Here is a 25,711-nt window from a genome sequence, read left to right as displayed (position 1 = left end):
CCCCCTCATTTCGGATGTCTGAGGCGCGGATTGGCGACGATTGCCGCAATGTCCGCGATGATGTTCAGGCTGATGTAGACGGCGGCGAAGATCAGCCCGACCGCCTGCACCACAGGCACGTCACGCTTGGTGACGTGGTCGACCAAGTATTGCCCCATACCCGGATAGACGAAGATCACTTCGACGACGACGACGCCGACGATCAGATAGGCAAGGTTGAGCATGACGACGTTGATGATCGGCGCAATCGCATTGGGGAAGGCATGCCTGCGGATAACCGCGAAGGCCGAAAGCCCCTTGAGCTCCGCCGTCTCGACATAGGCCGACTGCATGACGTTGAGGATCGCAGCGCGCGTCATGCGCATCATATGGGCGAGCACCACCAGGGTCAGCGCCGCCGCCGGCAGTGCTATGGCCTGGATGCGTTCGCCGAACGGCATCCCCTCATAGACGGTGGAAATGGCGGGAAACCATTGATGTTGCACTGCGAAGAAAAAGACGAGCACATAGCCGACGAAGAATTCCGGGAAGGACGTCGAGGCCAGCGCCAGTCCCGAGATCAGCTTGTCGACCCAGCCATTGCGGTAACGCACCGCGATCAGCCCGAGGATGATCGCCAGCGGCACCGCGACGATCGCCGCCCAGAAGGCGAGGAACAGCGTGTTCCACAGCCTTCCCTTGATCGAGGTTGCGATATCCTGACCGCTCGACATAGCCGTGCCGAGATCACCGGTCAGGATGCCGCCGAGCCAGCGAAAATAACGGATGTAGGCGGGATCATTGAGGCCGAGCTGCTCGCGCAGATTGGCGAGCGACTCCGGTGTTGCCGACTGCCCGAGAATGGCTTGCGCGACGTCGCCGGGCAGGATCTGGGTGCCGGCGAAGATCAGGACCGAAACGGCCAATAGAAGGATGATGCCCAGCGCAATGCGCTGGGCCACCAGTTTCACGATGGGTGAGGACATATCCGCAAGGCCGGGCTCAGGCTTCGAGCCAGCACTTCGCCAGAGCATATCCGTTCATCAACTCCTGATGCGGATCATCCACCCAGCCGGCAACCTTGGCGCCCGTCGCGTCGATGAACTGATTGAACATCGGCAGAATCAGGCCGCCCTCGTCGCGCACCATCACAGCCATGTCGTGGTACATTGCCTTGCGCTTGGCCTCGTCAAGCTCGGCGCGAGCCGCCAGCACCATCTTGTCGAAATCCGGACGCTTGAACCGTGTGTCGTTCCAGTCGGCCGTCGACAGATAGGCGGTAGAGTACATCTGGTCCTGCGTCGACCGGCCACCCCAGTAGGAGGCGCAGAACGGCTGCTTGTTCCAGACTTCCGACCAGTAGCCGTCGCCCGGTTCGCGCTTGATCTCCAGCTTGATGCCGGCCTTGGCCGCGCTTTGCTGGAACAGCTGTGCGGCATCGACGGCACCGGGGAAGGCGACATCCGACGTCCGGAGCAGGACGGCACCGTCATGGCCCGACTTCTTGTAGTGGAACTTGGCCTTGTCGGGATCGTATTTGCGCTGCTCGATCTCGGTGAATAGCGGGTACGATGCATTGATCGGGAAGTCGTTGCCGAGCGAGCCATAGCCACGCAGCACCTTGTTCAGCATTTCCTCGCGGTCGATCGCCAGCTTCAACGCCATGCGCAAGTCGTTGTTGTCGAACGGCGCGGTGTCGCAGTGCATGATGAAAACGTAGTGGCCCGGTCCCGAATGGTTGCGGATGGTGACGCCGGGCACACGCTTGATCAGATCGACGATCTTCGGCTCGACGCGGTTGATCATGTGGACCTGGCCGCCCTGCAGCGCCGCCGTACGCGCCGTGGCGTCGTTGATGACGATGATCTCGATCTGGTCGGCATGGCCCATCTTGTCGCCCTGCCAGTAATTGGCGAAGCGCTCGCCGCCATGGCGCACGCCGGGCTCGTTGGTGGTGACCTTGTAAGGACCCGCCGAGATACCGGCATCGGCCTTATCCTTGCCGCCGTTCGGCTGGATGATCAGGTGATAGTCGCTAAGCAGATAGGGAAGATCGGCATTCGGCTCCTTCAGCGTCAGCACCACTTCCTTGCCGCTGGCCTTTATGCTCTCGATGCCTTTCATATAACCGAGCGCGCCGGACTTCGACTTCTCGTCCGAATGGCGTTCGAGGGTGGCGGCCACGTCCTCTGCGGTCACCTTCTTGCCGTTGTGGAACTCGACGCCATCGCGGATCTTCAGCGTCCAGGTCTTGGCGTCGTCCGACGAGCCGATCTCCTCGGCAATGCGGTTCTCGAGCTTGCCTTCAGGAGACAGTTCGACGATCAGTTCGCCCCACATCTTGCCGAAGGCGAACGGCACCTGCGTCATGAACAGCGCCGGATCGAGACTGTTGGTGGACTCGCCACCGACCAGGCCGGCCTTCAGCGTGCCGCCCTTGACCGGACCCGCCGCGCGGGAAGCGCTGGATAGCAGCGAATTGGCGAAGGTTGCGGTGACGCCAAGCGCAGCTGCCCGGCCGAGAAAATCGCGACGGCTCAGCTTGCCGGACGCAACGCGCCGGCTCAGATATTCCAGTTCGTTCGACATGTTAAGTTCCTCACTCTGTTGGTCCGACCTTATGGTCGTTTTTTCTCATTTCGATCGGGAGAATAATGACCGTAAGGGAAAGCGGTAAGCAAGACCGAATGCGACATGCCGTGGCGTAAATCGTGCGTCGCAATTGGACCAATCGCTATAAGCGCTCAAAGCAGTACGCGCGGGATTTTCTCCTTGAAGTTGCGCTCGAAGACCAGTTTCTCGCCTTCATAGGCTTCAATTCTGGCGCTAACCATGAAGCTTTGCGCGTCGGAGCGCATTTCGGCGAACGTTTCGGTGCGCATCGACCATTCATTTCGCGACAGCGTCTGGGTCCAATGCGTCTTGCCCGACGCTGACAGCGGATTGTCGGGATGGATCGCCCATGTCTCTCTGGCGATGCTCCCGTGGGTGAGGCCATGCTCCAGGTCGCGCACTTCGCCGAAATCGTCGACGATGGAAAGCGTGATCAGTCCGGTCTTTTCGTCGCGATCGACATGACGTTCGGAATTGGCGGGCCGAAGTGTCTCCGTTGCCCAGGGCGTCGCGCCTTCGGGGGCGGGGAAGGTGACCTCATCGCCCGTCGCCGGCGGGCGCAGCGGCAGCATCAATGTCGCGGCCGACAATTCGAGCCGGACCGGCTCCGGCGACGGCCAGATCATCGGCCAATAGCTGTTGGAGATGGCAACGCGCAAGCGGTGGCCGGCCGGCGCCCGATAGGCGCATTGGTCGAGCACCACCCGGGCGCTGACGGTTTCGCCGGGCACCAGCGCTTCGGGAAATTCGTGCGAGTTGCGATGCGTAAGGTTAAGCACGCCGTACGAGATCAGCTCCGACGCTCCGTCCGGGTGGACGTCGCACAGCCGAACCGCGATGTTCGCCTGGCGCCGGTCCGACGAGACTCTGACCAAAACTTCGGGAGCACCGACAATGTCGATCGCTTCGGTCAGCACCGGCTGGTCGAAACACACCGACAGCGCGTCGTCGGAGCGCTGGTCACCCGGCAGTTCCGGGCCGAAGGTGAAGGGGAAATATTCGCCGCCGGCAAGGCCGCAGTTTTGCGGCGACGCGACGATAGCGTGATTGCCTTCAGCGATAAGCTCAACCTCTTGCGTCCGGATGTTGGGTGACGGCCATTCCGATTCAGCGACCCAGCGGCCCGGCCGCGCGGGATGCCAGCGCGCCGGACGCACGCTGTCCATGAGATAGGCGCGGTAGGCGGGGTCGGCCTCGACGCCGGTGTCGATGTCCTTGAGCCAGCGGTCCCACCAGCGCAAGGCCTCCTGCAGGAAGCCGATGCGCGGTTCGGGCGCGGCGTAATGCGGGTATTTGTGGATCCACGGGCCGACGATGCCCTTGACCGGTGCCTCGATATTGGCGGCGAGATGGGAAATCGTATTGCGATAGCCGTCATGCCAGCCGCCGATCGACAGCACCGCGGCATGGATGGCGGAATAGTCCTCGCAGATCGAGCCGCGCTTCCAATAGGCATCGCGATATTGGTGCTTCAGCCACAGCGGTGCCAGAAAGGGCTGGTTCTCCAGCCTGGTCAGCCACAGGTCGCGCCATCTGTTGTCGCCGGCCAGCAACGGATCCGGCGGCCTTGACGAATAGGACAGCATGGTCGAGGCCCAGCCGAAATTCTCGATCAGCAGGCAGCCGCCCTTGTAGTGGATGTCGTCGGCATAGCGGTCGACCGTCGAACAGAGACTGATGACCGCCTTCAGCGCTGGCGGCTGCTTAGACGCCACCTGCAGGCAGTTGAAGCCGCCCCACGAAATGCCCATCATGCCGACATTGCCGTTGCACCAGGGCTGGTCCGCCGCCCAGGCGATGACGTCGCAAGCGTCCTGCAATTCCTGCTCGGAATATTCGTCGTCCATCAGCCCTTCGGAATCGCCATTGCCGCGCATGTCGACGCGGATCGAGGCGTAGCCATGGCCGGCAAAATAGGGATGCGTCAGCTGATCACGATAGATCGTGCCGTCGCGCTTGCGATAGGGCAGGTGTTCGAGGATTGCCGGCACCGGATCGTCGGCGGCATCGGCCGGCATCCACACCCGCGCCGACAGCCGGCAGCCGTCCGGCATGATGATCCCCATGTCGGGAAATTCAACGACCTTGCGCGGGAATTCAGTGACGGTTTTCATGCGGCCACATGATGGAGCCGCTGCCGATGCGTCGTGGGCCAGCCAACGAATTCGGCTGGTCAATCCGCGTCAACTCAGCGGAATGTCGTTGTCGGCCTTGCTAGCCTGGTAGGCGCCGGACAGTTCGTCGTAGCGTGCGGAGATTTTGCCGATCCGCGTCTCCAGTCGCAGGCGTTCGGTCTCAGGCAGCGATCGCACCAATTTGCGGATCGAAAAGCTCCTCCAGTAGGCATTCTCGGCATTGTAGCCGCCGGGATCGAGGGTGAAGACCTCCTTCAGGATCTTCAGATCGTGCGGGATGTCGAAGCTGTCGCGCGAATCCTCATGGCTGAAAAGATAGTAGAAATTGTCGAAGCCGGTCCAGGTGATCGCCGACAGGCAGAGCGAGCAGGGTTCGTGCGTGGCAAGAAAGATCGCGTTCTTGGTATCGACGCGTTCGGCCTTAGGCATTTCGTAGAAGCGCTTCAGGCAGTGCATCTCGCCGTGCCAGAGCGGATTTTCGATCTCGTTGTTGGTTTCGGCAAGCACCAGCGAACGGTCGTCCTTGCGCAGGATCGCCGCGCCGAACAGTTTGTTGCCGTGCGCGACGCCTTCGACGGTCTTCGGCACGATGTCGTGCTCGATGACATCGAGCAGGCGATCGATCAGCGAACTGTCGGTCATCACCGGCTCCCGTCGGGAAGATGGATTTCGTAAGGATGCGAGAAATGACACTCTTCGAGATTGGAGCCGTCGCCGCCGCGGTCGACGACCACAAAATCCTGGACGTCGCCGATCGGCGTCAGCACGCCGTGCCACAGATTGCGCGGGTAGTTGACGCCTTGCCCGGGCGCGGTGATGAAGGCGTGCGGCTCGCCAGGTCCTTCCTCGCCATCATGGCAGACGACGACCAGGAACGGCCGTGGTGACAGCGGGATGAAGGCCTGGCTGCCGAACGGATGGCGCTCCACCATTGTCAGCTTCAACGGCAGTTCATAGGGCGTGCCACGCACCATGGAGATCAGCACGCGCGCATTCGGCCCTCGTGCTTCCGCGGTGGCGAGGTCGTGGTAGCGCTCGGCCTTGCCGCCATTGATCGGATAATGGTTGTCGCTGCCCATATCGATGACGTCGCCGAATTCGGCGAAGGTCTCGCGGGTCAGCGGCCGGGCGACGATTCGGGTCATGGCGCGCGCCTCGCGACGCCGGCGCCGCCAAGCTTGGCATGCCGGTTGACGTCCTTGTAAAGCAGGTAGCGGAATTTTCCGGGGCCGCCGGCATAGCAGGCCTGCGGGCAGAAGGCGCGCAGCCACATATAGTCGCCGGCCTCGACCTCGACCCAGTCCTGGTTGAGGCGGTAGACCGCCTTGCCTTCCAGCACGTAGAGCCCGTGCTCCATCACATGAGTCTCGGCGAAGGGAATGACCGCACCAGGCTCGAGCGTGACGATGGTGACATGCATGTCGTGGCGCATGTCGGCCGGATCGACGAAGCGCGTCGTCGCCCATCGGCCTTCGGTACCCGGCATCGGCGTCGGCGCGATGTCCTGTTCGTTGGCGAAGAACGCTTGCGGCTGGTCGATGCCGTCGACTGCGTCATAAGTCTTGCGGATCCAGTGGAAGCGGACGGCGGCACCGCTTTCATTGCGCACCGTCCATCCGCTCGCCGGCGGCAGGAAGGCAAAGCCGCCCGGCCTTAAGCTATGTTTCTTGCCGGCAAGCGAAACGCATAGCTCGCCTTCGACCACGAACAGCGCACCTTCGGCGGCGGCGTCAAGCTCAGGGCGGTCGCTGCCGCCGCCGGGCGCGAGCTCGACGATGTATTGCGAAAACGTCTCGGCAAAACCCGACAGCGGCCGAGACAGCACCCAGATCCGTGTCCCATCCCAGAACGGCAAAGCGCTGGTGACGATGTCCTGCATCACGCCTTTGGGGATCACGGCATAGGCCTGTGTGAACACAGCGCGGCCGGTCAGCAATTCACTCTGGCCGGGATGTCCGCCTTGCGGCGCATAATAGGTTCGCTCGGCCATTTTCATCATATCCATAAATTCAAGCCTGTTGCGGAAGCCAGGGCCTATCGCGGCAGCCAAGGCCTATTGCGGAAGCATGTCCTTGAGACGAAGCAGCGCGATGCGCTCGACCTGTCTGCAGGCGGTTTCGAATTCGACGTCGTGGCTGTTGCCGATACGCGCTTCGAACTCGGCCAGGATCTCCGCCTTGGTCCTGCCTTTCACCGCGATGATGAAGGGGAAACCGAAACTGGTGACGTAGGCGGCATTGAGTTTTGCGAACAGCTCGCGCTCCTTCTCGGTCAGCGCGTCGAGCCCTGCCGAAGCTTGCTCCTTGGCCGATTCGTCCGTCAACCTTCTGGCCTGCGCCAGTTTTCCGGCAAGATCGGGGTGGGCATTGAGCACGGAAAGCCGCTCGGCCTCGCTTGCTGCGCGAAACACGCGGCAGAGCGCATTGTGCAGGCCGCCGGCACTGTCATGGGCCGGGCCGAGCTCCAGCCCATAAGCGCGCTCGGCAACCCACGGCGAATGCTCGAACACGCCGCCGAATGTGTGGACGAAGGCCTCGAATTCCATTTTCGACGGGCGCAGCGCCGGCAACCGGAACGGATGCGTCTCCTGCCAATGTTTTGCAATGTCGATGCGCCGTGCCAGCCAGACCTTGTCGTGCGATTTGACGTAGTCGATGAAGCGCTTCAGTGCCGCGACCCGGCCCGGCCGCCCAACCAGGCGGCAGTGCAGGCCGATATTCATCATGCGCCGCCGCCCTGCCTTGCCCTCGGCATAGAGCGTATCGAAACTATCCCTGAGATAGGCAAAGAACTGGTCGCCCGAATTGAAGCCCTGCGGCGTGGCAAAGCGCATGTCGTTGGCGTCGAGCGTGTAGGGGATGATCAGCTGCGGCTTCGCCGACCCGTCCGGTGTCACATGCTCGAACCAGTAGGGCAGTTCGTCGTCATATGTGTCCGACACATAGTCGAAGCCGCCCTCTTCCGCCGCCAGCCGCACCGTGTTGATCGAGGTGCGGCCGGTGTACCAGCCGGTCGGCCGCGCCCCTGTGACCTCATAATGCAGCCGGATCGCCGCCTCCATGTCGCGACGCTCGTCTTCCGGGGTATGGTCGCGGTAGTCGATCCATTTCAGCCCGTGCGAAGCGATCTCCCACCCGGCCTCCTGCATCGCCGCAACCTGGTCGGGCGAACGCGCCAGGGCCGTGGCCACGCCATAGCAGGTGATCGGCACCTGTGCCTCGCTGAACAGGCGCAGCAATCGCCAGAAGCCGGCTCGGGCGCCGTATTCGTAGATCGATTCCATATTCCAGTGGCGCTGGCCGGGCCAGGGCGCGGCGCCGACGATCTCCGACAGGAAAGCCTCCGAAGCCTTGTCGCCGTGCAGGACGCAATTCTCGCCGCCCTCTTCGTAATTGACGACGAACTGCACCGCGACATGCGCCCCGCCGGGCCATTTCGGATCCGGCGGATTGGCTCCGTAGCCGCGCATGTCTCGTTCGTAACGCATTCTCGCTCCTGCCGGAAATTGTGATCAGGATAGTCGAAAGGAGTGCCTGCGCATTCCCCCGAAATTTTTGAAAGTGTTTTTGTCGCGCTCCGCTCGACCGGGACTTATGCATCGCCTTTAATTGGCGCACAATTCATGAATAGTGTTCGACCGTTCAGGGAATGGAGCAGCCAGTGGCGGAAACGTCGAAAGCCGAAGGCGGGCGCTTGACGACCCATGTCCTCGACACAGCGGCCGGCAAACCGGCGGCCGGTCTGTCGATCGAGCTCTATCATCTTGACGGGCAGGCCCGGACGCATCTGAAAACGGTTGTCACCAATGATGACGGCCGCTGCGATGCTCCACTGCTTGCCGGCGCGGAATTCCGCACCGGCCAATACGAGCTGGTCTTTGCGGCCGGCGATTATCTGCGCGGGCAAGGGACAAAACTGGCGGAACCGGCCTTCCTCGACCATGTGCCGATCCGCTTCGGTATGGCCGAGCCGATGCACTATCATGTGCCGCTGCTTCTGTCGCCGTACGGCTATTCGACCTACCGGGGAAGCTGAGATGGCCGGGATCAAGACACGCAACGAAATCCGCTTCATCCTCAATGGCGAGGACGTCGCGCTCGGCACGGTTGCACCCGACCAGACCCTGCTCGACTGGCTGCGGCTCGACCGCTCGCTGCGCGGCACCAAGGAAGGCTGCGCCGAGGGCGACTGCGGCGCCTGCACGGTGCTGGTCGGCAGGCTCTCGGCCGGCAGACTGGTCTATGAAAGCGTCAATGCCTGCATCCGCTTCCTTGGCTCGCTGGACGGCACGCATGTCGTGACCGTCGAGCATCTGCGCGGCGGCGCAGGAAAGCTGCACCCCGTGCAGCAGGCGATGGTCGATTTTCACGGCTCGCAATGCGGCTTCTGCACGCCGGGTTTCATCATGTCGCTTTATGCGCTGTGGATGCGGTCGCCGGAGCCGTCGGACGCGCCAATAGAAAAGGCGCTGCAAGGCAATCTCTGCCGCTGCACCGGCTACGAGGCGATCATGCGCGCCGCACGTGCCATCTCCAGCTACGGCACGGCGGCAAAGGATCCGTTGGCGGTGGAGCGCAAGGCAGTCACGGCCAAGCTCGAAGCGATGAAGGACGGTTCGCGCATCGAGATCGGCTCCGGCAACAAGCGGCTGATCGTGCCGGCCGATGCCGACGATCTGGCCAGCGTGCTGATCAAGGAGCCGGGCGCCACCATCGTCGCGGGTTCGACCGATGTCGGCCTTTGGGTGACCAAGCACATGCGCGATATTGCGCCGGCGATTTTCATCGGCAATCTCGATGGTCTGTGCGGGATTTCCGAGGACAAGGGCGTCATCTCGATCGGCGCCGGTGTCACCTATAGCGAGGCCTTCTCGACGCTGGCGAAACGCATCCCGGCGCTGGGCCCGCTGTTCGATCGCATCGGCGGCGATCAGGTGCGCAACATGGGCACCATCGGCGGCAATATCGCCAACGGTTCGCCGATCGGCGACACGCCGCCGCCGCTGATCGCACTCGGTGCCCGCCTGACGCTGCGCCGCGGCGACAAGCGGCGGACGATCCCGCTGGAGGATTTCTTCATCGCTTATGGCCGACAGGACCGGCAGCCCGGCGAATTCGTCGAGGCCGTGCATGTCCCGGTGCCGGCCGGCGAGACGAAATTTGCAGTCTACAAGATCACCAAGCGCCGCGACGAAGACATCACAGCAGCGCTGGGCGCGTTTTTCCTGAAGCTCGCCGAGGATGGCACGGTGGCGGATGTGCGCATCGCCTATGGCGGCATGGCGGCAACGCCGAAGCGCGCCTTTGGCGTCGAAAAGGCATTGCTGGGCAGGCCCTGGACGGAAGCGACGGTCGAGGCGGCGATGGCCGCGTACGCCGGCGATTTCACCCCGCTGACCGACATGCGGGCAAGCGCCGAATACCGGGCGCTGGCGGCACGCAACCTGCTGCTGCGCTTCTTTGCCGAAACCACCGGCACCCGGGCGCCGATCCAGGTATCACGGCACGAGGCGGCATGATGAACAAGCACGCCACGCCAAACCTGAAGGCGCAAAAAATCGCCGGCGGCGTCGCCACTGACCAGCGCCATGATTCCGCGCACAAGCATGTCAGTGGCACGGCCGTTTACATCGACGACATGCCGGAACCGGCCGGCACGCTGCACGGCTGCCTTGGGCTTTCGACGGCGACGCATGCCACCATCACCAGCATGGATCTTTCGGCGGTACGCGCCGCACCCGGCGTCGTCGATGTGCTGACCGCGAGCGACGTGCCAGGCGAGAACGACATTTCGCCGACCGGCCGTCACGACGAGCCGGTGCTGGCCGACGGCAAGGTGCAATTTTTCGGTCAGCCGATCTTCTGTGTCATCGCTGAAACCCGCGAGCAGGCGCGCCGCGCGACAAGGCTGGCCAAGGTCGAATACGAGGAATTGCCGTTCGTCGCCGATATCGGCGAGCTCAATCCCGGGAAAGACAAGCTGGTCACGCCGCCGCTGACGCTGAAGCGCGGTGACGCAGCGGCTGCGATCAATGCGGCGCCGCGCCGGCTGAAGGGAAAAATGCGCATTGGCGGCCAGGAGCATTTCTATCTCGAAGGCCATATCGCCTTGGCCATCCCTGGCGAGGACCACGACGTCACCATCTATTCCTCGACCCAGCACCCGAGCGAAATCCAGCACATGGTCAGCCATGCGCTCGGTGTTCCGAGCCACGCGGTGACGGTGGAAATCCGCCGGATGGGCGGCGCTTTCGGCGGTAAGGAAACGCAAGGCAATCAGTTTGCGGCATTGGCCGCTATCGCCGCGAAGAAACATCATCGGGCCGTAAAAATCCGGCCCGACCGCGACGACGACATGATCGCCACCGGCAAACGCCACGATTTCCTCGTCGACTACGAGGTCGGCTTCGACGATGAGGGCAATATTCTGGGCGTAGATTTCGTGTTCGCGGCGCGCTGCGGCTTCTCGGCCGACCTCTCCGGCCCGGTCACCGACCGCGCGCTGTTCCATTGCGACAACACGTATTTCTGGCCGGCGGTGCACGCGCAGTCGGCGCCGCTCTACACCAATACGGTATCCAACACCGCCTTTCGCGGCTTCGGCGGCCCGCAAGGCATGGTCGGCGCCGAGCGCGTCATCGACGAAGTCGCGTTTGCCGTCGGCAAGGACCCGCTCGAAATCCGCAAGAAGAATTTCTACGGCACCTCAGACCGCAACATCACGCCCTACCACCAGACGGTCGAGGACAACATCATCCACCGCATAGTCGCCGAGCTGGAGGCGAGTTCCAACTATGCGAGGCGCCGCCGCACTATCGATGCTTTCAATGCCAACAGCCGCTTCATCAAGCGCGGACTGGCGCTGACGCCGGTCAAGTTCGGCATCTCGTTCACCGCCACCCATTACAACCAGGCCGGCGCGCTGGTGCATGTCTATACCGATGGTTCGGTGCATCTGAACCACGGCGGCACCGAGATGGGGCAGGGCCTCTATGTCAAGGTGGCGCAGGTTGTGGCGGAAGAGTTCCAGATCGACCTCGATCAGGTCAAGATCACCGCGACGACGACCGGCAAGGTGCCGAATACCTCGGCCACCGCCGCGTCTTCCGGCTCCGATCTCAACGGCATGGCGGCGCAGAATGCCGCCCGCCAGATCAAGGACCGGTTGACCAATTTTGCCGTCGAGAGATACCAGGTGCCGCGCGACCAGGTGCTGTTCCTGCCCAACCGCGTGCGCATCGGCAACCAGGAGATCGCCTTCGCCGATCTCGTCAGGCAGGCCTATATGGCGCGCATCCAGCTTTCGGCGGCGGGTTTCTACAAGACGCCGAAAATCCATTGGGACCGCGACAAGGGCGAGGGCCGTCCCTTCTACTATTTCGCCTATGGCGCCGCGTGCTCGGAAGTCTCTGTCGACACGCTGACCGGCGAATATATCGTCGAGCGCACCGACATTCTGCACGAAACCGGCCGCTCGCTGAACCGCGCCATCGACCTCGGCCAGATCGAGGGCGGCTTCGTCCAGGGCATGGGCTGGCTTACAACGGAGGAACTGTGGTGGGACGACAAGGGGCGGCTGCGCACCCATGCGCCATCGACCTACAAGATCCCGCTCGCGTCGGACCGGCCGAAGATCTTTAATGTGACTTTGGCCGACTGGGCGCAAGCAGGCGAGCCGACGGTGTACCGCTCCAAGGCGGTCGGCGAGCCGCCCTTTCCGCTCGCAATGTCGGTGCTGCATGCGCTGTCGGACGCAGTGGCGAGCGTTGCCGGCCACAAGATCTGCCCACGCCTCGACCCGCCGGCCACGCCGGAGCGTGTGCTGATGGCGATCGAACGGCTGAAGCGGGAAGCCAGGACCGGCACTTGAATCCCGGAAACGTGCAATTCAGGCCGAAAAACTCTATATTTCCCGATAGGGAACACGAAATTATGAACGCGAAAGTGCAGAGCCTGAAAGCCTTTCTTGCCGGCGCCCGCCGGGTCGCCTTAGTTGAGGTGGCCGGGACAAAAGGTTCGACGCCGCGCGAGACGGGTGCCTTCATGCTCGTCTCAGGATCGGCCACTTTCGGCACGATCGGCGGCGGCCAGCTCGAATACATGGCGATCGACAAAGCGCGGCAGATGCTTTTCTCCCCCCTTGAGGGGGAGATGGCCGCGGAGCGGCCAGAGGGGGTCGTCTCAGAAGGCACCGCCGGTGCGTCGAGCACTGCCGCAGCGACCCCACCCGGCGGCTTCGCCGCCACCCTCCCCTCAAGGGGGAGGGATACCCTCGACATCGCGCTCGGCCCGGAGATCGGGCAGTGCTGCGGCGGCAGGGTCGAGCTGCTGATCCAGCTGGTCGACCCCGCGCTTGAAGCCAAGCTGGTTGCGGCGGCGGAAGCCGAGGAAGCGCAGCTACCGCATGTCTACATCCTCGGCGGCGGCCATGTCGGCCAAGCGCTGGCCTCGGCGATGGCCTTGCTGCCGGTGCATATCGTCGTTGTCGAGACACGAGCCGAGGCGCTCAAAGGCATGCCGGAAGCAGTCGAAACCAAGCTGACGCCGATGCCTGAGGCGATGGTGCGCGAAGCCCCGGCTGGATCGGCCTTCGTCGTCCTCACCCATGACCACGCGCTGGACTTCCTGATCGTCGCCGAGGCTCTGAAACGCCGGGATGCCGCCTATGTCGGCATGATCGGCTCCAGAACCAAGAAGGCGACGCTCCGGAACTGGTTCCTGAAATCGGCGGAAGGAAGCGAGGCGGAATTTGCCCGCCTCGTCTCGCCGATCGGCGGCGATGCCGTTAAGGACAAGCGCCCGCAGGTGATCGCCGCACTCGCCGTAGCCGAGATTATGACGGCGTTGGCCGGCCATGCGGCGGCACCGTCCGCTCAATCCAAAGCCCCTCACCGCAAGGCGATGGCCGGCTGACGTTTTGGCTATTCCTTCTCCTGCGTGTGCGCCTCAAGGAACCACAGCAATTTGTCGAGCGAGCGTGAATAGGCGGTGAAGATGTCGGCGGTGTCGGCATCGCCCGCGCCAGCCGCCTCGTCGATCGCCGCGCGTGCCCGCTTGGCGGTTGCGGCATAGCGGTCGATCAGCGCCGCCAGATGATCCCGGGTCTTGTGGATGTCGGTCGGATAGGCCTCGAGCATAGTCGCCTTCGACACCTCTTGCGATGTGCCGAGCGCCGTCCCGCCGAGTTGTACGGCGCGCTCGGCAATGGTGTCGACATGGCCGTCGATCTCCTCGCGGAACGTGTCGAGCATCTCGTGGATGGCGATGAATTGCGGTCCCTTGACGTTCCAGTGCGCCTGCTTGGTGATCAAGGCCAGATCGATGGCGTCGGCAAGGCGGGCATTGAGAAGATCGATACACTCTTTCTTGGCATTGGATTGCAGGTCGTTGCGGGTGGCGATGGCATCCATGATCGGCTCCTGTGGCGGTTGCGTCCGCTTGGTTTGAAAAAGGGCGAAGTTTGTGGAAGGTCAATCGAACATGCGCGCAGACGCCCTCATCGCCGCGCGGCACAGCATGCCAAAACGGCGATCTCCGACTTTCGTTCCGCTCGTCGTTTACGCCGGCCTTTTCAAGCCCAGATGGTCGCGCAGCGTGCTGCCTTCATAATCCGTACGGAACAGCCCGCGCCGCTGCAGCTCCGGCACGACTAGTGTGGCAAAGGCATCGAGTTGGCCGGGAAAATAGGATGGCATGACGTTGAAACCGTCTGCCGCGCCGCCCTCGAAGCGTGCCTCGAGCTCGTCGGCGATCTGGGCGGGCGTTCCGACGACGCGCCAATGGCCGCGCGCGCCGGCGAAATGACGGGCAAGCTGGCGAATGGACAGCTTGTCGCGGCGTGATTGCTCGATGACGAGCGCCTGCCGGCTCTGCATGCCTTCGCTGGCCGGCAGTTCGGGCAGCGGTCCGTCGATGGGATAGCGCGCGAGATCGGATATGCTGAGATAGCTGGAAAGCAGCGCGACACCGACATCGTCCGGTATCAGCTCCTGCAGCTCATCATGTTTTGCCCGGGCTTCCGCTTCGCTTGCCGCGACGACCGGCGCGACGCCGGGCATGATCTTGACGTCCTCCGGCTCGCGCCCATGGGCAGCCAGCCGTCCCTTGAGGTCGTCGTAGAAGGCCTTTGCCTCCTCGAATGTTTGCGCCGCAGTGAACACCACATCGGCGGTCCGGGCGGCGAGATCGCGGCCCTCATCCGACGCTCCCGCCTGGACCATAACCGGTGCACCTTGTGGCGAGCGCGGCAGATCGAGCGGGTCACGCGCCGAAAAACTTCTGCCTTCGTGTCCACCCTGGCCTTGCCAAAGGCCAGCAACCACGGCAGCGAATTCGCGCGCGCGTTCGTAGCGGTCCGCATGTGGGCGCAGTCCGGTCGAGCCGAAATTGGCGGCCTCGATCTGGCTGGCCGAAGTGACAAGGTTCCAGCCGGCTCGGCCGCCGCTCAGATGGTCGAGCGACAGGAAGGTTCGCGCAAGCCCGTAAGGCTCGTTATAGCTCGTCGACGCCGTTGAGACGAGGCCGATGCGCTCCGTCTGCACCGCGAGCGCCGCAAGCAGGCTGATCGGCTCGAAGCCGATCGAGCGCGACGTTTGGCTGGCGATGTTGACATTGGCTTCGCGCACGCCGGCGGCGTCCTCGCAGAAGATCATGTCGAACTTTGCCGCTTCCGCCGTCCGCGCCAGCTGGATGTAATGATGGATGTCGATACCGGCCGTGACATGCGCTTGCGGATGGCGCCAGGCGGCGATGTGGTGGCCTGTCGCCCACAGGAAGGCGCCGAGCTTCATCTGGCCCCGAGGGGCGCTCATTGCCGATCCTCCCCTGCAAGCCCGAGATGGGCGCGCAGTGTCGTCGTGCTGTAGCCGGACCGGACAAGGCCGCGGCGGCGAAGCTCCGGCAGCACGAGACCGACGAAATCGTCGAGCGCCGATGTGAACGGCATGGCGACGTTGAAACCGTCGCAGGCTTTCGAGCGAAAGCACTCTTCGAGCCTGTCCGCAAACCGGTCCGGCGCGGCGGTTATTTCGGCGCTGCCGGTAACGTTCATCAGCACTTTCAGCGCCTCCGGCCTGCGCCCGAAAGTAAGCGCACGGCGCTTCAGATCGCCCGACTTGGCCGGCTCGATCGATGGCTCATCCAGCAGGACGACATCGGCGGTGCGGGCGGCGATATCCATGGCGGGTTCGGACAGGCCGGACATGACCAGCACCGGCGTGTCCTGCGGCGACCGCGCCACGTTGAGCGGCCCGCGCACGGAAAAATATTCGCCCTTGTGGTCGAGAAGGTGCATCTTCTCGGGATCGAAGAAGCGGCCGCCAACTTTGTCGAACAGCAGCGCGTCTGCGTCCCAGCCTTTCCATAAACCTTGCACGATGCCGATGAATTCCTCTGCGCGCAGGCGGAGATCGTCGCCGAAAAACCCTTCCGGCCGGCTGAAATTGGCCGCCTCGCGCGGGTCGGGCGTCATGCTCGCGTTCCAGCCGGCGCGACCATGGCTGATAATATCGAGCGAGGCGAAACGACGCGCGAGATTGTAGGGCTGGTGGGCGACCGTCGACGCTGCCGCGACGAGGCCGATCCTGCTTGTCACCGTAGCCAGCGCTGCCAGCAAGGTCGTCGCTTCGAAGCGCATTTGCCGGTTCGGCCCACTTGCAACCGGCGCGGAATCGCCGCGCAACACCATGTCCAGGCCGGCCGCTTCGGCTTCTTGCACGAACCGCGCCAGCAGACTGAAGTCCGGGCCGGCGCCGGGCGGATGGGAAGGGGCGGCTTCCGGAGACAGTGAAACGGCGAGACACATTGTGGCGCCGTCGGCCATCGCTTTTCCCTGTTGAGCGAGATTCCTTGGGAATTATCTCGTCGGCCGGACGGAAAGCAACCGGCCAGCCGGCGATCATTTGCCGGCCAGAATATCCCGGATCAGCCGCTGGCAGCGCTCGGCCATGAAATCGAGCAGCAGCCGCACCTTCGGATCCTGCAGCTTTTTGTGTGGATAGACGGCGGCAAACTGCACCGGCGTCGGCGGCGTGTTGCTCAGGATCACCTTCAGCCGCTGGTCGCGGATAAACGGCTCGACCTCGAAGCGCGGTTTGTTGATGATGCCGCGGCCGGACAGCGCCCAGCCGGTCAGCACGTCGCCATCATCGGTATCGTAGGGGCCGTGCACCTCGAACTTTTGCGGCCCGTTCGGCGTCTGCAGCGTCCAGACATATTCGCGCGCGCCGGAATAGCGCAGCATCAGGCAATCGTGCTTCTTGCCGATCAGTTCCTGCGGCTCTCTCGGTTCGCCGCGCGCCTCCAGATATTGTGGGGCCGCCACCAGCACGCGCTCGCATTCCATAATGCCGCGCATTCTCAGGCTGGAATCCTCGATGATGCCCAGCCGGAACGCAACGTCGATGCCTTCTTTCATGATGTCGACATTGTGGTCGGAAAGCCGGAGCCGCACCTCGATATCGGGGTACCTGTCGTGGAAATCCGGAATGCCCGATGCCACCAGCCGCCGCCCGAGGCCGAGCGGAGCTGTCACCTTTATCGTGCCGCGCGGCTGGCCGGATAACGCGCTGACTGCCGCTTCCGCCTCGGTGACCGCATCCAGTACCTGCTTGGCGCCGGAGTAGAACACCGTGCCGTGCTCGGTCGGCATCAATTGCCGCGTTGTGCGGTTGAACAGCCTGACCCCAAGATGCTTCTCGAGCTCCTTGATCCGGTTGGAAGCGACCGCCGGCGAAATGCGCATGTCGCGCCCAGCCGCCGACAAATTGCCGAGCTCGACGACACGGACGAAAACGGCGATGTTATCGAGATAGGCCATGCGGCTTTCGTGGCTCTCATGTAGCTGCGTATGATCAGCCTAGTATTTTCCAATTTTTTTTGAAAGTCATCGTGCGTCTCGGCCCTTTCCGTTTGCGCTCCAACCCGTAAAGTCAGCCGATCGGCAGGGACGATTTTTCATGATGGATTTCGCGATATTCTGGGATTGGCTGAGTTTCGCCGTGCGCTGGCTGCACGTCGTCACCGGTATCGCCTGGATTGGATCGTCCTTTTATTTCGTCGCGCTCGACCTCGGGCTGCGCCAGCGTCCGGGCATGCCTGCCGGAGCCTTCGGCGAGGAATGGCAGGTGCATGGCGGCGGCTTCTACCACGTGCAGAAATACCTGGTGGCGCCGGCCGAAATGCCCGAGCACCTGACCTGGTTCAAATGGGAATCCTACGCCACCTGGCTGTCGGGCTTCGCCATGCTGTGCATCGTCTACTATGCCGGGGCGGACCTGTTCCTGATCGATCCGAATGTGCTTGCCATGTCGGTGCCTGCAGGCATCTTGCTGTCGCTGGCGACGATCGGCGTCGGCTGGGTGGTTTACGATCTCTTGTGCCGTTCGCCGCTTGGCAACAGCGACACCGGCCTGATGCTGGTGCTCTACGGCGTGCTGGTGTTCATCGCCTGGGGCCTGACCCACCTGTTCACCGGCCGCGCCGCTTTCCTGCATCTCGGCGCCATCACCGCGACGATCATGTCGGCCAACGTTTTCATGGTCATCATCCCCAACCAGAAGATCGTCGTCGCCGACCTGATCGCCGGCCGTAAGCCCGATCCGAAATACGGCAAGATCGCCAAACAGCGCTCGCTGCACAACAACTACCTGACGCTGCCGGTTTTGTTCCTGATGCTGTCGAACCATTATCCGCTGGCGTTCGGCACAGAGTTCAACTGGGTCATTGCCTCGCTGGTGTTCATCATCGGCGTGCTGATCCGGCACTATTTCAACACCAGGCATGCGCGCAAAGGCAATCCGACCTGGACCTGGCTGGCCGCCGCCGTCCTGTTCGTCGTCATCATCTGGCTGTCGACGGCACCGAAGCTGCTGACCGGCGAGGTCAAAACGTCCTCGGCGGCACAGGTCTACGTCGCCTCGGCGCATTTTCCCGCCGTGCGTGATACGGTGCTTGGCCGCTGTTCGATGTGCCATGCGGCGGAGCCGTCCTACGAGGGCATTTACCACGCGCCTAAGGGCGTGATGCTCGATACCGATGCCGGCATCGCCGAGCACGCCGGCGAGATCTACCTGCAGGCCGGACGCAGCCACGCCATGCCGCCCGCCAACGTCACCCAGATCACCGACAAGGAACGGGCACTGCTGGTAGCCTGGTTCGAAGGCGCGGGGAAATAGCATGACCAGCACGCTCCTGCGCGGCCGCACGCTGTCGTTTTTGCGCTGGCCAGAAACTATCGACGACCATTCCGCCTGGCGCTACGAGCAAGATGGCGGCCTGCTGATGCGCGACGGAAGGATCGTTGCCGCTGGCGCCTATGCCGAAGTCGAGAAAAAGGCGGGCGAGGGAACAAAAAAGATCGACCATAGGCCACATCTGCTGCTGCCCGGGTTCATCGATGCGCATGCACATTTTCCGCAGATGCAGGTCATCGCTTCCTTCGGCGCCGAGCTGCTCGACTGGCTGAACACCTACACCTTTCCGGAAGAGGCCAAATTCCAGAACGCCCAGCATGGCCGCCGTATCGCCAGGCTGTTCCTGGATGAAGTGTTGCGCCACGGCACGACGACTGTCGCAGCCTATTGCTCGGTGCACAAGGAATCTGCCGAAGCGTTCTTTGCCGAGTCGCATGACCGCAACATGCTCAACATCGCCGGCAAGGTGATGATGGACCGCAACGCGCCGGAAGGCGTGCTCGACACGCCGCAATCGGGTTATGACGACAGCAAGGCGTTGATCGAGGAATGGCACGGCAAGGGGCGCCAGCACTATGCCATCACCCCGCGCTTCGCCATCACCTCGTCGCCCGAGCAATTGGAGATGGCGGGCGCGCTCTGCCGCGAATATCCTGATCTGCACATGCAGACGCATTTGTCGGAAAACCATGCCGAGATCGCCTTCACGCAGCAGCTTCATCCGCAGGCGCGCGACTATACCGATGTCTATGAGCATTACGGGCTGCTCGGCCGCAGAAGCATGTTCGGCCATTGCATCCATCTCTCGGAACGCGAGGCGGACGCGCTTTCCGATAGCGGCTCGGTGGCGGTGTTCTGCCCGACCTCCAACCTGTTTCTCGGCTCGGGCCTTTTCGATTATCAGCGCTTTCGCCGCCGCGAGAAGCCGCTTCGCATCGCCGCCGCCACCGATGTCGGCGGTGGCACCAACTATTCGATGCTGCGCACCATGGACGAGGGCTACAAGGTGATCGCGCTGAACGGCGAGAAGCTCAATCCGTTCCAGTCGTTCTGGCAATTGACCCGCGGCAATGCCGAGGCGCTGTCGCTTGCGGAAAAGATCGGCACCCTGGAGGAAGGCAGCGACGCAGATATCGTCGTGCTCGACGCCCGCGCCACGCCGGCGATGCGGCTGCGGGTGGAGACGGCGGACACGCTCGCCGAGGAATTGTTTCTGCTGCAGACGCTCGGCGACGACCGCGCCGTGCGCGAGGTCTATGTCGCCGGCCGCGCGGCCAAGACGGACATGGCGGTTTAGCTGTCGCATGCGACCGGCTTGACCGTGCGGCAGCCATCCTGCAAAGCGTGCGGCGAAGTTGACAGGGGAACGACATGGCCGTTGCGGACGACATCGCTCTGATCACGAAACAGGAAGCCACGCTTGTCTTTTCGGCCTTCGATGAAGCCGTAGCTTTCGAGATCGGCTCGGCGATCCGCGACCGGGCTCTCAAGGAAAACCTGCCGATCATCGTCGATATCAGAACCTTCGACCGGCCGCTGTTCTATGCGGCAATGCCCGGCTCGAACGCTTCCAATCCGGATTGGGCGCGGCGCAAGATCAACGTGGTGCGGCGGTTCCTGAAAAGCACCTACCGCATGGTGCTGGAGCAGCAGCGCCCCGACCGCAGCTTCAAGCCAGGCGAGGGATTGGATACTGCCGACTACGTGCTGGCCGGCGGCGGCTTTCCCATCTCTGTCAAGGGCGCCGGCGTCATTGGCGTGATCGCCGTCTCCGGCCTGCCGGAGCGTGAGGACCATGGCGTGGTCGTCGATGCGCTGTGTGAGCATCTCCGCATCGACGCGCGCGAGCTGGCATTGCCGGCGGAAGCAAAATGACAGAGGTAGACCCCAAATCCTTTCTCATTTCGATCTTCAACGCCGCCGTTGCCGCCGCCGATCCCCAGAGGACGATCAAGGATCATCTGCCGGCAAGGCCCAAGGGCCGCACGATCGTCATCGGTGCAGGAAAAGGCTCGGCGCAGATGGCGGCGGCTTTCGAGAAGGTGTGGGACGGGCCGATCGAAGGGCTGGTCGTCACCCGCTACGGCTATGGCGCGGCCTGCCGGCGCATCGAGATCATCGAGGCGGCGCATCCGGTGCCGGATGCCGCGGGGCTCGCAGCTTCCCGGCGGCTGCTCGAAAAAGTCCAGGGACTGACTGCGGACGACCTCGTCGTGGCGCTCATTTCGGGCGGCGGCTCGGCGCTGCTGCCGTCACCTGCCGAAGGCCTGACGCTGGCCGACGAGATCGCCGTCAGCGAGGCGCTGCTCGCCTCCGGCGCGCCGATCGCCGCGATGAACACCATCCGCAAACATCTTTCCACGATCAAGGGCGGCAGGCTGGCGGCCGCCGCATATCCGGCCAAGGTGGTCTCGCTGGTTGTTTCTGACATTCCGGGCGACGATCCGGCTCTGGTCGCTTCTGGTCCGACCGTACCGGATATAGGCAGTCGTAAGGACGCATTGGCGTCGATCGCTGCCTATGGCATGAACCTGCCGGCTTCGGTCATGGCGCATATCAATTCGCCGGCGGCCGATGCGCCACGACCGGACGACCCGCGTTTTATCCGCAACGAGGTGCATCTGATCGCTTCCGCCGGCGTCTCGCTGGAAGCCGCAGCGGCCGAAGCGAAGCGCCAAGGCATTCAGGCGGTCATTCTCTCCGATTCCATCGAGGGCGAAGCGCGTGAGGTCGGCGGCGTCCACGCCGCGATCGCGCGCGAAGTGGCGATGCGCAACCGGCCGTTTGCAAAGCCGGTTCTGATCCTGTCCGGCGGCGAGACAACGGTGACCTTGCGCGCGAAAGGCAAAGGCGGCCGCAACTCGGAATTCCTGCTCGCCTTCGCCATTGGCATCAGCGGCATGGTCGGCGTGCACGCACTGGCCGCCGACACCGACGGCATAGACGGTTCGGAAGACAATGCCGGCGCCTTCGCCGACGGCTCGACGGTGTCGCGGATGCGTAAGGCGGGCGTCGATGCCAAGGCCATGCTTGCCGGCAACAACGCCTGGACGGCATTCAATGCCGTAGACGACCTTTTCGTATCCGGTCCGACCGGCACAAACGTCAACGATTTCCGGGCGATATTGATCAAATAGCTCAGGCGGCCATCAGCTTTTTCACCGCTCTCATATCCTGCAGGAACCGGTCGCGTTCTGCCTGCTTATCCGCCGGCTCGCGAATGCGCAGGATGAAGGACGGGTGGATGGTGACGAAGACACGCAAGCCATCGTCGCGCTCCACCACCGCCCCGCGCATCTTCATGATCGGCACCACCTTGCCGAGCAGCGCCTGCGCCGCCGTTGCGCCGAGCGCAACCGCCAGATTGGGCTTGATCAGATCGATCTCCTTGTCGAGCCACCAGCGGCAAGCCTGCACCTCGCCGGCGTTGGGCTTCGAGTGGATGCGCCGCTTGCCGCGCGGCTCGAACTTGAAATGCTTGACCGCGTTGGTGACGTAGACTTTCAGCCGATCGACGCCCGCATCGTCCAGGATCGCGTCGAACACCTTGCCGGCCGGACCGACGAAAGGCTTGCCCGCCAGATCCTCCTGGTCGCCCGGCTGTTCGCCGACGAAGATCACCTTGGCTTTATCAGGGCCTTCACCGAACACGGTCTGCGTGGCGTCGTGCCATAGGGGACAGCGGCGGCAGATTTTGGCCGTTTCGCGCAGTTCAGGAATCGTTCTGGCGTCGATTTCTGTCGTTTCCGGAGACTTGCTTGCAGGCAAGCTTCTTGCCAGCACCTTGGCATGGTGCGGCGTCGGGGTTGTCTGCATCCTGGCGATCATGACTAAGGCGGCCTTGTTCGCTCCTGCAATCAGATACGCAATGAGAAAAGCCCGCCGAAGGTTCCGCTGAAATTATTCAGCATGCGCCTTCGACGGCGGATGGCCGACGATGTGATGCCCTACACCTCGTGCAGATAGAGGTGATAATCCAGTTCGCTGACCGTGCGCGCCACGCGCAGATATTCCGATTGCTTGATCGCCACGAACGTCCGGTGCAGGTCTTCGCCCAATGCGCCCTTGAGGAAGCTCGACGCCCTTGCGGCCTCGATCGCGGCACGCCAGTCGACCGGCATCGTCGTGCGCGTGACGGCGGATTCGTAGCCATTGCCCGTGGTTTCGGGACCGGGGTCGAGGCCTTCGTCAAGGCCTTTGACGATGCCTGCCAGCACCGTTGCTGCCACCAGGTAAGGATTCGCGTCGACGCCCGACGGCCGGTGCTCGATGCGCCGATTTTTTGCGTCGCCGGCCGGCACACGCAGTGCCACCGAACGGTTGTTGACGCCCCAGGTCGGCGCCACCGGCGCATAGGATTGCGAGACGAAGCGCCGCCACGAGTTGGCATGCGGCGCGAAGACCAGCATCGATTCCGCCATCGTCTGGATCAGTCCGCCGAGGCCGCGCAGCAGCGGCAGCGACCAGCTTTCACCGCCGGTTTCGGCAAAGACATTCTTGCCGGCATCGTCCAGCAGCGAGACATGAAAATGCATGCCCGAGCCGGCATATTTCTCGATCGGCTTGGCCATGAAGCAAGCGGTGACACCATGACGGCGCGCCTGCGCCCGCACCAGACGCTTGAGCATGACGAGATCGTCAGCCGCCCGCATCACATCCTTGCGGTAGTTGAGCGTCAATTCGTACTGGCCCGGCGCATATTCGGAAATGACCGTCTCGGCCGGGATGCCTTGCACCTTGGCTGCAGCATAGATGTCGGAAAACAGCGGCTCCATGCCGTGCAGATGATCGACGGAATAGACCTCCGTCTTGGCCGAGCGGCGTCCGTCGAGCACCGCGTGCGCCGGCTGCACCTTGCCTTCGGCATCGCGCTCGTTGGCGAGCAGGAAGAATTCGAGTTCGAAGGCGCCGGCCGGATGCAGGCCCTTGGCCGCGAGGATCTCCACCTGGCGGGCGAGCGCCAGCCGCGGGTCGGACGACATCGGCTGACCGTCGAGATGGTACATCGCCATCAGCACCTGGCCGCGCGGCGGCTGGGTGCCGAACAGCGGCACCAGCGTGCCAGGGATCGGCCATGCCCGGAGATCGCCGTCGCCAGTCGTCCAGATCAGCCCGGTCTCGTGCACGTCCTCGCCGGTGATATCGAGGCCGAGGATCGAGATCGGCATGTGCCGGCCGTTCTCGAAGATGCTCATCAGTTCGTGCCGGCGCACGATCTTGCCGCGCCCGACGCCATTGGCGTCGGTCAGCACGATGTCGAACGCTTCGATTTCGGGGTGAGCGTCGAGAAAGGCCTGCGCCTCGGCGGGCGTCGAGCCCGAAGGGGATGTCGTGACCAGGTTCAAACTTTGCTTGGGCGCTTGTTTCATGCCGCAAGCTTGTCTCACGCCGTAAGCTTTGCCGCAACTGCGCCGAAGGCAGTGATCAGCCGGTTCACCTGGGCGGCGCTGGTCGCAGGAGAGATCAGCATCATGCTGTGGAAGGGTGCGATCAGCACGCCGCGATTGACCAGCGCGACATGGATTGCCGCTTCGAGTTCGGGCGCATGGGCTGCTTCCGCTTGGCCGCCATTCATCAGCGGGCCGGGCGCGCAGATGAACTCGACGCGGGCGCCGGCACGTGAGACATGCCAGGGCAGCCGGTAGCGGTCGATGACGGCGGTCAGTCCGGCGTCGAGCCGCCGCGCCAGACGATCCATATGGCCGTAGGCCTCGTCGGTCATCACCTCTTCCAATGTGGCGCGCATCGCCGCGAATTGCAGCGGATTGCCCGACAGTGTCGTCCCCATGCCTGAATAGCCCGGCTCCTTCACCCTGTTATAGGCGGCATAGCGGGTCGCGACGTCCTCGCTCATCCCCCACACACTGGCCGGCACACCGCCGGCGATCGGCTTGCCGAGCACGAACAGATCAGGCTCCAGCCCGAATTTCCTCGTATAGCCGCCGGGTCCGGTCGAGATGGTATGCGTCTCGTCGATTAGCAGCAGCGTGCCGGTCGCACGAGTAAGACGCCGCAACCCATCATGAAAGCCGGCTTCGGGCAGCACCATGCAGGAGTTGGTCAGCACCGGCTCGGTGATGACGCAGGCGACATCGTTGCCCCGGAGAGCCGCGTCGAGCGCCGGCAGATCGTTGAACTCGACGACATCAGTTGCCCGCGTCAGGTCGCGGAACTCGCCGGCCAATCCCGGCCGGTTGACCGGTCTGCCGTCGATCAGCCGCACCATCGTCTCGTCGACCGAGCCGTGATAGCAGCCGTTGAAGACCAGGATCTTCTCGCGGCCGGTGACGGCGCGGGCAATCCGCAGCGCAAAGCGGTTGGCGTCGGTCGCCGTCGTTGCGATCTGCCAGAAAGGCAGGCCGAAGCGCTGTTGCAGCAGCGGTCCGATGGCCAGTGCGTCTTCGCTGGGCAGCATATAGGTCAGGCCGCGTCCGGCCTGCCGGCGGATGGCGCGGGCGACCGGCGGCGGCGAATGGCCGAACATCGAGCCGGTGTCGCCAAGACAGAAATCGTCCAGTCGGTTGCCGTCGATGTCGGTGATCGTGGCGCCCCTGGCGCTGTCGACCAGAATCGGGAAAGGCGTCGGCCAGTCGTTCATCCAGTGCATCGGCACGCCGCCGAAGAAGCCGGGCAAGCCATTGCCGATTATGGCCATCGATTTCGGCCGCGCCTGGCGGAAGACTTCTGCCTCGGTCTCGTACAACTCGGCGATCCGGGCCGGGCCGATGCCGCCGATGGAAGTCTTTGCATGGTCGATGACGTTCATGGCGGCCCCTCTCAGTCGCAGTTTAGA

The 25,711-nt window shown here is 63.4% G+C and carries 22 protein-coding genes; 8 read left to right on the top strand and 14 right to left on the bottom strand.

What is annotated here, in order from left to right:
• Positions 1–5: 5 nt before the first annotated feature.
• The 7 genes from NKJ84_RS07170 to puuE form a co-directional block, all read right to left on the bottom strand.
• The gene (locus NKJ84_RS07170) at positions 6–965 is read right to left on the bottom strand and encodes an ABC transporter permease (RefSeq protein WP_352505913.1); all 960 of its coding nucleotides are present in this window, start codon (positions 963–965) and stop codon (positions 6–8) included.
• 16 nt (positions 966–981) lie between these two features.
• Entirely contained in the window at positions 982–2,568 is a 1,587-nt protein-coding gene (locus NKJ84_RS07165; protein ID WP_254816007.1) for an ABC transporter substrate-binding protein, read from the bottom strand.
• 155 nt (positions 2,569–2,723) lie between these two features.
• Entirely contained in the window at positions 2,724–4,706 is a 1,983-nt protein-coding gene (locus NKJ84_RS07160) for a CocE/NonD family hydrolase (RefSeq protein WP_352505912.1), read from the bottom strand.
• Between the two features lie 69 nt (positions 4,707–4,775).
• Complete coding sequence (locus NKJ84_RS07155) at positions 4,776–5,369, bottom strand: nucleoside deaminase (RefSeq protein WP_352505911.1); 594 nt, start codon at positions 5,367–5,369, stop codon at positions 4,776–4,778.
• Positions 5,369–5,872 (bottom strand): ureidoglycolate lyase, encoded by a 504-nt coding sequence (locus NKJ84_RS07150; RefSeq protein WP_352505910.1) that lies wholly within the window; start codon positions 5,870–5,872, stop codon positions 5,369–5,371. Before NKJ84_RS07150 ends, NKJ84_RS07155 begins: the two co-directional genes overlap by 1 nt.
• Complete coding sequence (locus NKJ84_RS07145; RefSeq protein WP_502896203.1) at positions 5,869–6,717, bottom strand: bifunctional allantoicase/(S)-ureidoglycine aminohydrolase; 849 nt, start codon at positions 6,715–6,717, stop codon at positions 5,869–5,871. The genes NKJ84_RS07150 and NKJ84_RS07145 overlap by 4 nt, the downstream gene beginning before the upstream one ends.
• A gap of 63 nt (positions 6,718–6,780) precedes the next feature.
• A complete protein-coding gene (puuE, locus tag NKJ84_RS07140) occupies positions 6,781–8,214 on the bottom strand; it encodes an allantoinase PuuE (RefSeq protein WP_352505908.1) in 1,434 nt (477 codons plus the stop codon).
• 173 nt (positions 8,215–8,387) lie between these two features.
• On the opposite strand from puuE, the gene uraH reads away from it, so the two are divergent.
• From uraH to xdhC, 4 genes are all read left to right on the top strand, one after another.
• The gene (uraH, locus tag NKJ84_RS07135) at positions 8,388–8,762 is read left to right on the top strand and encodes a hydroxyisourate hydrolase (RefSeq protein WP_352505907.1); all 375 of its coding nucleotides are present in this window, start codon (positions 8,388–8,390) and stop codon (positions 8,760–8,762) included.
• A gap of 1 nt (position 8,763) precedes the next feature.
• Positions 8,764–10,245 carry a xanthine dehydrogenase small subunit gene (gene xdhA, locus NKJ84_RS07130; protein WP_352505905.1) on the top strand — a complete coding sequence of 494 codons (1,482 nt, stop codon included), beginning with the start codon at positions 8,764–8,766 and terminating at the stop codon, positions 10,243–10,245.
• Positions 10,245–12,596, top strand: a complete 2,352-nt coding sequence (gene xdhB, locus NKJ84_RS07125) for a xanthine dehydrogenase molybdopterin binding subunit (protein ID WP_352505904.1) — start codon at positions 10,245–10,247, stop codon at positions 12,594–12,596. The genes xdhA and xdhB overlap by 1 nt, the downstream gene beginning before the upstream one ends.
• 62 nt (positions 12,597–12,658) lie before the next feature.
• Entirely contained in the window at positions 12,659–13,639 is a 981-nt protein-coding gene (xdhC, locus tag NKJ84_RS07120; protein WP_352505903.1) for a xanthine dehydrogenase accessory protein XdhC, read from the top strand.
• A gap of 8 nt (positions 13,640–13,647) precedes the next feature.
• Here xdhC and dps read toward each other — a convergent pair whose 3' ends face one another.
• The 4 genes from dps to NKJ84_RS07100 form a co-directional block, all read right to left on the bottom strand.
• Positions 13,648–14,136 carry a DNA starvation/stationary phase protection protein Dps gene (gene dps, locus NKJ84_RS07115; RefSeq protein ID WP_023676226.1) on the bottom strand — a complete coding sequence of 163 codons (489 nt, stop codon included), beginning with the start codon at positions 14,134–14,136 and terminating at the stop codon, positions 13,648–13,650.
• Positions 14,137–14,283: 147 nt separating this feature from the next.
• Positions 14,284–15,537 carry an LLM class flavin-dependent oxidoreductase gene (locus NKJ84_RS07110; protein ID WP_352505902.1) on the bottom strand — a complete coding sequence of 418 codons (1,254 nt, stop codon included), beginning with the start codon at positions 15,535–15,537 and terminating at the stop codon, positions 14,284–14,286.
• Complete coding sequence (locus tag NKJ84_RS07105; protein WP_352505901.1) at positions 15,534–16,547, bottom strand: LLM class flavin-dependent oxidoreductase; 1,014 nt, start codon at positions 16,545–16,547, stop codon at positions 15,534–15,536. The genes NKJ84_RS07110 and NKJ84_RS07105 overlap by 4 nt, the downstream gene beginning before the upstream one ends.
• A gap of 75 nt (positions 16,548–16,622) precedes the next feature.
• Positions 16,623–17,543 carry a LysR family transcriptional regulator gene (locus NKJ84_RS07100; protein ID WP_254816018.1) on the bottom strand — a complete coding sequence of 307 codons (921 nt, stop codon included), beginning with the start codon at positions 17,541–17,543 and terminating at the stop codon, positions 16,623–16,625.
• 139 nt (positions 17,544–17,682) lie between these two features.
• Between NKJ84_RS07100 and NKJ84_RS07095 the strand changes: the two genes are divergently transcribed.
• The 4 genes from NKJ84_RS07095 (at position 17,683) to NKJ84_RS07080 (ending at position 22,055) form a co-directional block, all read left to right on the top strand.
• Positions 17,683–18,900, top strand: a complete 1,218-nt coding sequence (locus NKJ84_RS07095; RefSeq protein WP_352505900.1) for a urate hydroxylase PuuD — start codon at positions 17,683–17,685, stop codon at positions 18,898–18,900.
• Between the two features lies 1 nt (position 18,901).
• Complete coding sequence (guaD, locus tag NKJ84_RS07090) at positions 18,902–20,215, top strand: guanine deaminase (RefSeq protein WP_352505899.1); 1,314 nt, start codon at positions 18,902–18,904, stop codon at positions 20,213–20,215.
• Positions 20,216–20,289: 74 nt separating this feature from the next.
• Positions 20,290–20,793: a heme-degrading domain-containing protein gene (locus NKJ84_RS07085; protein WP_352505898.1), complete on the top strand. Its 504-nt coding sequence runs from the start codon at positions 20,290–20,292 to the stop codon at positions 20,791–20,793.
• A complete protein-coding gene (locus NKJ84_RS07080) occupies positions 20,790–22,055 on the top strand; it encodes a glycerate kinase type-2 family protein (RefSeq protein ID WP_352505897.1) in 1,266 nt (421 codons plus the stop codon). Before NKJ84_RS07085 ends, NKJ84_RS07080 begins: the two co-directional genes overlap by 4 nt.
• A 1-nt stretch (position 22,056) precedes the next feature.
• On the opposite strand, the gene NKJ84_RS07075 is transcribed toward NKJ84_RS07080, so the two are convergent.
• From NKJ84_RS07075 to NKJ84_RS07065, 3 genes are all read right to left on the bottom strand, one after another.
• Positions 22,057–22,779, bottom strand: coding sequence for a UdgX family uracil-DNA binding protein (locus NKJ84_RS07075; RefSeq protein ID WP_352506055.1), 723 nt, complete (start codon positions 22,777–22,779; stop codon positions 22,057–22,059).
• A gap of 86 nt (positions 22,780–22,865) precedes the next feature.
• Positions 22,866–24,287 carry a glutamine synthetase family protein gene (locus tag NKJ84_RS07070; RefSeq protein ID WP_352505896.1) on the bottom strand — a complete coding sequence of 474 codons (1,422 nt, stop codon included), beginning with the start codon at positions 24,285–24,287 and terminating at the stop codon, positions 22,866–22,868.
• 14 nt (positions 24,288–24,301) lie between these two features.
• Positions 24,302–25,684: an aspartate aminotransferase family protein gene (locus NKJ84_RS07065; RefSeq protein WP_352505895.1), complete on the bottom strand. Its 1,383-nt coding sequence runs from the start codon at positions 25,682–25,684 to the stop codon at positions 24,302–24,304.
• Positions 25,685–25,711 lie beyond the last annotated feature (27 nt).

This window comes from Mesorhizobium sp. M0048 (assembly GCF_040323405.1).
Lineage (GTDB): Bacteria > Pseudomonadota > Alphaproteobacteria > Rhizobiales > Rhizobiaceae > Mesorhizobium.
The sequence above is the reverse complement of the archived record's forward strand: the minus strand, read 5'-3'. Positions and strand labels throughout refer to the sequence as shown.

Coding starts and splice junctions, on each gene's coding strand:
- NKJ84_RS07065 (WP_352505895.1), bottom strand. CDS start 25,684: ATGAACGTCATCGACCATGCAAAGACTTCCATCGGCGGCATCGGCCCG.
- NKJ84_RS07100 (WP_254816018.1), bottom strand. CDS start 17,543: ATGGCCTATCTCGATAACATCGCCGTTTTCGTCCGTGTCGTCGAGCTC.
- dps (WP_023676226.1), bottom strand. CDS start 14,136: ATGGATGCCATCGCCACCCGCAACGACCTGCAATCCAATGCCAAGAAA.
- NKJ84_RS07085 (WP_352505898.1), top strand. CDS start 20,290: ATGGCCGTTGCGGACGACATCGCTCTGATCACGAAACAGGAAGCCACG.
- puuE (WP_352505908.1), bottom strand. CDS start 8,214: ATGCGTTACGAACGAGACATGCGCGGCTACGGAGCCAATCCGCCGGAT.
- xdhA (WP_352505905.1), top strand. CDS start 8,764: ATGGCCGGGATCAAGACACGCAACGAAATCCGCTTCATCCTCAATGGC.
- NKJ84_RS07070 (WP_352505896.1), bottom strand. CDS start 24,287: ATGAAACAAGCGCCCAAGCAAAGTTTGAACCTGGTCACGACATCCCCT.
- NKJ84_RS07110 (WP_352505902.1), bottom strand. CDS start 15,537: ATGAGCGCCCCTCGGGGCCAGATGAAGCTCGGCGCCTTCCTGTGGGCG.
- NKJ84_RS07155 (WP_352505911.1), bottom strand. CDS start 5,369: ATGACCGACAGTTCGCTGATCGATCGCCTGCTCGATGTCATCGAGCAC.
- NKJ84_RS07170 (WP_352505913.1), bottom strand. CDS start 965: ATGTCCTCACCCATCGTGAAACTGGTGGCCCAGCGCATTGCGCTGGGC.
- NKJ84_RS07165 (WP_254816007.1), bottom strand. CDS start 2,568: ATGTCGAACGAACTGGAATATCTGAGCCGGCGCGTTGCGTCCGGCAAG.
- NKJ84_RS07095 (WP_352505900.1), top strand. CDS start 17,683: ATGATGGATTTCGCGATATTCTGGGATTGGCTGAGTTTCGCCGTGCGC.
- NKJ84_RS07160 (WP_352505912.1), bottom strand. CDS start 4,706: ATGAAAACCGTCACTGAATTCCCGCGCAAGGTCGTTGAATTTCCCGAC.
- xdhC (WP_352505903.1), top strand. CDS start 12,659: ATGAACGCGAAAGTGCAGAGCCTGAAAGCCTTTCTTGCCGGCGCCCGC.
- NKJ84_RS07150 (WP_352505910.1), bottom strand. CDS start 5,872: ATGACCCGAATCGTCGCCCGGCCGCTGACCCGCGAGACCTTCGCCGAA.
- guaD (WP_352505899.1), top strand. CDS start 18,902: ATGACCAGCACGCTCCTGCGCGGCCGCACGCTGTCGTTTTTGCGCTGG.
- NKJ84_RS07080 (WP_352505897.1), top strand. CDS start 20,790: ATGACAGAGGTAGACCCCAAATCCTTTCTCATTTCGATCTTCAACGCC.
- NKJ84_RS07105 (WP_352505901.1), bottom strand. CDS start 16,547: ATGGCCGACGGCGCCACAATGTGTCTCGCCGTTTCACTGTCTCCGGAA.
- xdhB (WP_352505904.1), top strand. CDS start 10,245: ATGAACAAGCACGCCACGCCAAACCTGAAGGCGCAAAAAATCGCCGGC.
- NKJ84_RS07145 (WP_502896203.1), bottom strand. CDS start 6,717: ATGGCCGAGCGAACCTATTATGCGCCGCAAGGCGGACATCCCGGCCAG.